General features: G+C 40.0%; 1 protein-coding gene. It reads right to left on the bottom strand.

Features of this window, described 5'->3' with window-relative positions; all coding sequences use genetic code 11:
- Positions 1–7,242: Ig-like domain-containing protein (locus FLA105534_RS00375; protein ID WP_455424117.1), on the bottom strand; the 7,242-nt coding region annotated here is incomplete at its 3' end.
- Positions 7,243–8,050 lie beyond the last annotated feature (808 nt).

Below are 8,050 nucleotides of genomic sequence, written 5' to 3'. Positions count from 1 at the left end.
CACTGTTCCTGCGGTTAAAGCTGTGTACCAAACAATATTGGCTTCGTTAAATTGAACACTTGCAAATGTTGGTGCATTTACCAAACAGAAGTTTTGTGTTCCGGCTGTTACCAAAGTTGGTGTACCAGGATCGGTTACACTGATGGTTACCGCCAATCTTACTGCGCTTTCACAAGTCGTAGTTGGATCTTTGATTACAGCATAGTAGGTACCGCTGGTTAAAGCTGTAGTAGATGGAATCACTGTTCCTCCTGTTAAAGCAGTATACCAAACGATATTGGCTTCGTTAAACTGTACACTCGCAAATGTTGGTGCATTTACCAAACAGAAGTTTTGTGTGCCCGCTGTTACCAAAGTTGGTGTACCAGGATCGGTTACACTGATGGTTACCGCCAATCTTACTGCGCTTTCACAAGTCGTAGTTGGATCTTTGATTACAGCATAATAAGTACCGCTGGTTAAAGCTGTAGTAGATGGAATCACTGTTCCTCCTGTTAAAGCTGTGTACCAAACGATATTGGCTTCGTTAAACTGAACACTTGCAAATGTTGGTGCATTTACCAAACAGAAGTTTTGTGTGCCGGCTGTTACCAAAGTTGGTGTACCAGGATCGGTTACACTAATGGTTACCGCCAATCTTACTGCGCTTTCACAAGTCGTAGTTGGATCTTTGATTACAGCATAATAAGTACCGCTGGTTAAAGCCGTAGTAGATGGAATCACTGTTCCTGCGGTTAAAGCTGTGTACCAAACAATATTGGCTTCGTTAAATTGAACACTTGCAAATGTTGGTGCATTTACCAAACAGAAGTTTTGTGTGCCCGCTGTTACCAAAGTTGGTGTACCCGGATCGGTTACACTAATGGTTACCGCCAATCTTACTGCGCTTTCACAAGTCGTAGTTGGATCTTTGATTACTGCGTAATAAGTACCGCTAGTTAAAGCTGTAGTAGATGGAATAACTGTTCCTCCGGTTAAAGCAGTATACCAAACGATATTGGCTTCGTTAAATTGAACACTTGCAAAAGTTGGTGCATTTACCAAACAGAAGTTTTGTGTGCCCGCTGTTACCAAGGTTGGTGTACCAGGGTCGCTAACGGTTACAGCTGTTACTGATCGCACTGAGCTTTCACAGCCATTAAGGTCTCTGATGGCTCCATAATAAGATCTGGTGGTCAGAGCAGTTGTTGGATCTAATGCAGTTCCTCCTGTTGCTGCAAGGTACCAAACCACGTTGGCCTGATCAGCCTGAAGATTAGCAACTGTAGGTGCATTAACCAAACAGAAACTTTGATTCGCCGGTGTAGACGTTGGTGTCGCCGGATCATTAATAAGAACCGTCACAAGTCTCAACTCTCCATTTTTATTCTGACAGGTAAAATCGCTTGAAACGGCAACATAATAAGACATTGGACTCATTGCCGGTGTCAAACCTGTAGCTGTTAAAGCCCCTGTACCACTAATCGTATAATCCACTCCTCCAATTGTTCCGGTAAAAATAGGCTGCGTTTTATTCGCATCTAAATACCAGGCAAAAACAGGGTTCGACAGCGTACTTGATGGTGTTAAAGTAACTGGCGTATCATGACAAATAGAAGCATTATTTATTGAAATATCGGTTACCAAAGAATTTGGTAAAATAGTAAAGGTCACTTGTTTTCTGTCTGCCGGAGCAGTTTCACAATATTCATCTGAACTTACTCCAACATAATAGGTATAGGTTCCCGGAACTAAACCGGTTACGATCAATTTAGAGGTTACTTGTCCAGGAATTAACTGGCTCGTTGTACCATCAAAGCTATACCAGTGGTATACCGGATTTGTAAGTACCGGTGTAGCACTTAAAACTGCATCTAAGGTTACCGTACCGGTTTCTGAACAAATAATAGTAGCTGACCCTCCGTTTATGGTTACGTTTGTTATCGTTGCTGCAGGAACAGTAGCTCTTACCACCACAGTAACTTCTCCTCTTTCTAAAGCTGCACAACCGTAACGAATTGGCTGAATATAATATTTATAAGTTCCTGCTGCTAATGTAGCTGGCAAGGTATAAGTCTGACCACTGGCTACGAGATTTCCTCCTGTTGGAGAATCGTACCATTCATAATCAGCACAAGGCTTAGGCGGGACGACGAGTGTAATGTCTGTGCCAGGGCAAACCGTGACTTTATTATCAGGATCACTTCCTATAACTTTCGTATTGGTTACACGATCAATAGAATGCACTCTAAGCTGATCTAAAACACTGGCAACACCACCAAGTGTTATCACCACTTTATCATAAGGCTGTGTTTGAGGAGCAACAATAGTCATCGCCATCGTGTCTCCTGAAAGTAGTTTTAAAGTCAACAGACTGCTTGTGTTTTCGATTGGTGCGCCAACCGGAATGTTTCCTGAATAAAGCTGAATCGAAAATCCTGTAAGCAAATTAAGGTTTAAAACTACTCCTGGTTTTGAGATTACAATTCTTAAACTATCCCCAACCATAGAAGGAGTTCTAAACGTTGTTGTAAGTTCAGCAGCAGCCAATAATCCTACTGCATTAAACATAGTGGCATAGGTAGCAATATCTTTGTCGGCTATATTCCATGGGTTTGAAACCCCCACTGTAGCGGTTAATGCTCCTATTCCCAAGTCTCTTACGCCAGAGAAAACATCCTCGATATCTCCCTGTCCGCAAGTGATCTGAGTTACTTGTTTTTTGTAATAAGCATCGTATACACTGATGTTTTGTGCTACGCTTAAAACTGATCCTAATTGTACACGGATACCATCATAATCCTGAAGTCCTAAAGTATTAGACGGAACAAAAGTAAATTCAAATGAATTTTCTCCCGGTAATAAGTTTAATAAAGATCCTGTTATCGGTTGTAAAGTCCCAATATCGATAGGATTATTAGATCCGTCACGTTTAGTACCCACTACTGAGATGTTTTGGGCTACAGCAATTAAACTGTTTTCTAAACCAATTTTTACCGTTACAGGTGTTCCTTTGATAATTGTTGTTGGCCATTGCAGATTTTGCCAGGTTGTTCCAATACCCAAAAGTCCCAAACCGGTTGTAATGGTAGAGCGGGTACTTGGATCGCCGTCAACAGCTAAAGGTCCATTGCTCACTCCTCCGGTAATAATGGAGCCTGACAATTGAGTAGTAGCATAAACTCTCTCTAATAACGGATCGCAGGTAGCAGGATCAATTACACTAATCGTAATAGTCTGACTTGTGGTACAGGTCCCATTACTGGCCACCACTGTATAACTAAAAACACCTACTGTGTTTAAAGGTCCTGTATTATTTGAAGGGACTACATTTCCCTGCTGATCGTACCAGGTAATTGTTCCGTTTGAAGTTGCTACTAAAGCAACAGAAGTACCTTTAGGAACCACTATTGAACTCGTTACTCCTGTTAAGGTTGGCAACGGATTAATGGTAACTGCTACTGATTCCTTAGCAGATGGACAATCACTACCATTCGCCTGAGCCTGAATAAAATAATTACCATTTACTGTAATATTTGCAGCGGCCTGATCTGTTATTGGATTGTTCAACGAATCATAAAAAGTATAAGTAGTGGTTGGATTAAAGCTAACAATAGCATCTTTTAAATTCACTTTAGCACAGCCTGCCAAAGTTGGTGTTACCGTCAAAGCCGAACCTGTTGGGAAATTTACGACCACTGCTTTTAAGCTTCCATTTGCATTCTCACAAATACCGCCATTAAACACAGATACATAATAGGTATAAGGAGAATTTAACGCAGTAAGTCCGGTAATCGTTAGAGCACCAGTTCCGGAATCTTTAACATAGGTAACTCCCGAAATTGTCCCGGTTGCCTCCTGTGTTTTATTTCCATCTAAATAATATTTAAAAGTTGCTCCCGCTAAAGCTGATGTTGGAGTCAAAACAATGCCTCCTGAACAAGAAGCTGTTAAAGGAGTTGTGATATTGATATCTGTCGCTGTTGGTAAAGGCAATACAGTCACAGTAACGGGCTGACGAACGGTGTTGATACAAGTTCCTCCGCGCGTTGCTTCCAGATAAAAGGTTGTTGTAGTCGTCAATGCAGCAGTTGGATTAACCGCTACTATATTTCCTCCGGTTGGAGCATCGTACCATTCAAATGTATCTCCACCAGCTGCAGTAGCTGATAAGGAAGCAGTTTGTCCGGCACAAATTGGTGCGGTTGCTCCTGTTACTACAGCATTTGCAAATCTATAAGAAGCTTCGTAAATCTCCAGACTTGATAAAAGAGTTGCCAATCCGCTTAATCGAACACGCACACTGGTAAAAGTACCCGCTGCTGCAAAACTTGCTTTGAAACGATTTCCGGATAAGATCTGAACATTCAAAAGATTATTAATGGTATTAAAATCACCATTAGGCACCCCTGAATTAAAACTTTGCAAGCTAACATTAGAAAGTGCACTAATATCAAGAAGTCCAACAGGAATTCCTAGTTCCACATCGATAATGTCACCAGTCTGCCCTGTTGTTGGAAAGGTTAGATCTTGCTGAATATGATCTGTTACCAAACCAAGAGGGATTGAAAGAGTAGCTGCTGTAGCAGAATTTCCATCTACAGAATTTCCGTCTGCGCTTGAACTACAAGTTAAACAGTTTGTGGTTCCTCCTTTTGTGGTTATTTGTGAATTGGCTAACAAACAATTATTTACGCCATTAATTACAGTAACAATAATCGCAGTTCTTGTACTGCTTGTGCAGTCAGAAGTTAAATCTCTGCTTTCTACATAGAATGTTTTACTTAACGTTAAAGCTGGGCTAGGCGTAAAAGTATCTACATTAGTAGCCAAAAAAGTCCCTCCTGTTGGTACATCATACCAGCTATGGATAATGTTAGGACTGCTTACAACTGCTAGCGTTACATTCTGACCGGACTGAGTAATCACATGTGAAGATACTGCAACTGGAGGTGAAGGTCGTGGATTAACATTGACCGTAACCGGTGTGCGGGTTGCACTTATACAAGTTGTGATTGAAGCTTCGACATAATAGGTAGTCGTAACTGTTAAATTTGGTGTATCAAAAACGGTACCCGTAAACACTAAGTTTCCGCCGGAACTCGCATCATACCATTTGTAAACCGTTCCCACTACTGGTGACTGAATGGTTATTGTAGTTGAAGATCCGCTGCATAAATTCAACGGACTGGCGACCACTGTTGCCGGAGCTATCGGATTATTTACAGTAACCAAAACCGGATTTCTTTCACTATTTACACAGCCATTGCGAGTAACTTCTACATAATACGTTGTATTTGCCGTTAAAGCGGGCGTAGTATACGCAGCTGTACTGGCCAATAAAGTTCCTCCTGTTAAAGCATCATACCATTTGATACTTTCACCAACAGTAATATCTGAAGTTAAAGTAGTAGTCAGTCCTCCACAAATTGTGGTGCTTCCTGTAAACGAAGGCGCTTTATAGCGGTGCGTAGCCTGATAAATTTCTAAAGTTGTTAAGGCACTTACCAATCCACCTAATCGAATTTCGATACGATCAAAATTAGCTACAGCAACAAAACTGGCTCTAAATTTACTTCCGGATACTAACTGCAAAGAAACCAATGCGTTATTGATAAAATTTCGGTCGTTATTATAGGTGGCGCCATTATAAGTCGCGAGGCTAACTACCCCTAACAAATTAAGATCGGCAATTCCTCCAGGCAACGCAAGGTCGACATCAATAATATCTCCTGCTTTTCCCGGATTATTGAATTGTAATGTTTGCTGAATCCAGCCGTTTACTAAACCTATTGGAACCGTTAGACTAGATGAAGTAGCACTATTTCCGTCAACGGAATTGTTCTGAGCACTTGACGAACAAAGCAAACACAAACCATTCTGAGTGGTTTGCTGGCTATTGGCTTCTAAACAACCTCCTAGAGCAGCAGGTATAACCGTTACCGTTACAGGTGCTCTGGTTGCACTGACGCAGCCTCCCGCACTATTTCGGGACTCCACATAATACGTTTTAGAAGCTACTAATACCGGAGTTGTAAAATTATTTGAATCTCCTAATAATCGAACGCCTCCTGTAGCTACATCATACCAATCTAAAGTTACACCAGGTTCTGAAGTAGAAGCACTAAGTGTTGCATTCTGACCAGAAACTATAGTTACACTTTGTGTTAAAATAGTGGCAACTCCCGGAACAGGAGTTGAAGTAACCGTAACCGGAGTTCGAGTTGCTGTTTTACAGACACCTATAGATGCCTCGACATAAAAATTCGTAGTTCCCGTTGGAACAGTTGGTGTATAGGTGCTCCCTGTACTTAATGCCGACCCACCCGTTGCGGCACTAAACCAGGAATAAGTTGTTCCGAGTACCGGATTTATAACGGATAGCGTTGTTGCTTGTGTTGCTCCCGAAGAACAAATTGAAGTACCAACTGTACTAATTGTCGGTAATGTAGGATCCAGAACATTAACTGTAACCGGAAATCTTTCATCGCTTTCACAACCAGCACTTCTTGATATACCTATATAATAAGTAGTACTTGTCGTTAAAGCAGGTGTTGTAAAAGTATTTACATTTGAAAGCGCTGTAGTAGATGTTGGAGAACTGTACCAGGCCAAAGTAGTACCTACAGCAGCTGTCGCTGAAAGTGCAATCGACTGTCCTAAACAAACGGATTGTGTTGCTCCTCCAGCAATAGTTGGTTTTGCAAACTGCAACCGAACATCATATATCCGCACATTAGTCAGGACACTAAGCAGACCGCCAATTTCTACCTTAACCTGATCTGCATCAGCTGTCAGGGTATATTTTACAGTAGCTGTAGTAGCTCCGCTTATGGCGTTTACATTCAACAATGGACTGTTTAAAGCCAATGCCGTACTGCTTGTACCCGCGACCGAATTACTGGGCTGAATAGTCGTGTTGGCTACTAAACCAACATCTAACAGGTCTGCATTTGATCCGTAAACGATCACAATTTGGTCACCGGCTTTTGCCATTTGACCAAACTTCACTGTTTCCTGCACAGAACAAAGAACTCCCAAAGCATTGGTCAATGAAGCGTACGTACTCGTACTCGCATCATAAGCAAAGGTTGGATTAAGTACCTCTGTAGTTCCCAAACACACTCCGGCTCTACTGCTCGTATTGGAGATGGGTCTACAGAAAGTCTGGGCAAAGTTTTTATTGCAAAGCAGCAATAAAAAAAATAGTCCCAATAATCTCCTCTTTACTAGGAGATCATAAAAAGTAAAATTTTTTTTCATAATTTGGAAGATTAGAAAATGGACAATAAAATACCTCTTGCGATAAGCAGACGTGCTTAGGCAATTTCAAAAAAACACTAATAATCAACTTGTTGAAATAAAATTTAGATTCCCAGAATACTAAGAATGTAAACAACATTTCAGTAAAAAATCATGTTGCACCGAGTATACAGAAGTATACTAAAGAACCGCTCCTACTCTTTTCGAATAAAAGACATACCAAAAAATCGGGAAATACTGACCTAAACCAGACTTCCAAAAAGAGTGATTTGTTATAAACCAATTTTCATAAAAGAAAATATACGTTTCGGAGAATTGGGGAATTCTACATCATATATAGGATGATTCAATAGTCATAAAAAGCTGATTATTCTTTTTATAAACTTTATCTCTTTTAGAACAGAACTCTAAAAATTGAATCAATTCATTTTAAAAAACGCAGTCGGCATTTAAAGAATTTTAAACACAACAATACGTTTCATCAACAAACCCCCGATTGGGATTTGAAAATAAAAAAATAATAAATCTGGAAAATTGATGAAATAAGTTTGAAGTGGAACTAAAACTCAATTTGATGATAAATTCAATTTTATTCAAACTCTTACAAGACAAAGCTAAAATAATACGAAAACCTAATGCAAACTTGATAAAGAAAGTAGTGATCAATTCCATACGCAAACTAATTAAGTTATTATAAAAAACTTCAACTCTAGATAATCATACAAAAACTTACTACTTACTTTATTAAAAAAGACTTCAATAGCTGTTTTTGAAAAAAAGAACAAAAAAGTTTTGTTTAACTTTTTCT

This window comes from Flavobacterium collinsii (assembly GCF_902804485.1).
Classification (GTDB): Bacteria; Bacteroidota; Bacteroidia; order Flavobacteriales; family Flavobacteriaceae; genus Flavobacterium; species Flavobacterium collinsii.
Note: the sequence above shows the minus strand (reverse complement) of the source record. Positions and strands in the feature narration are given on the sequence as shown.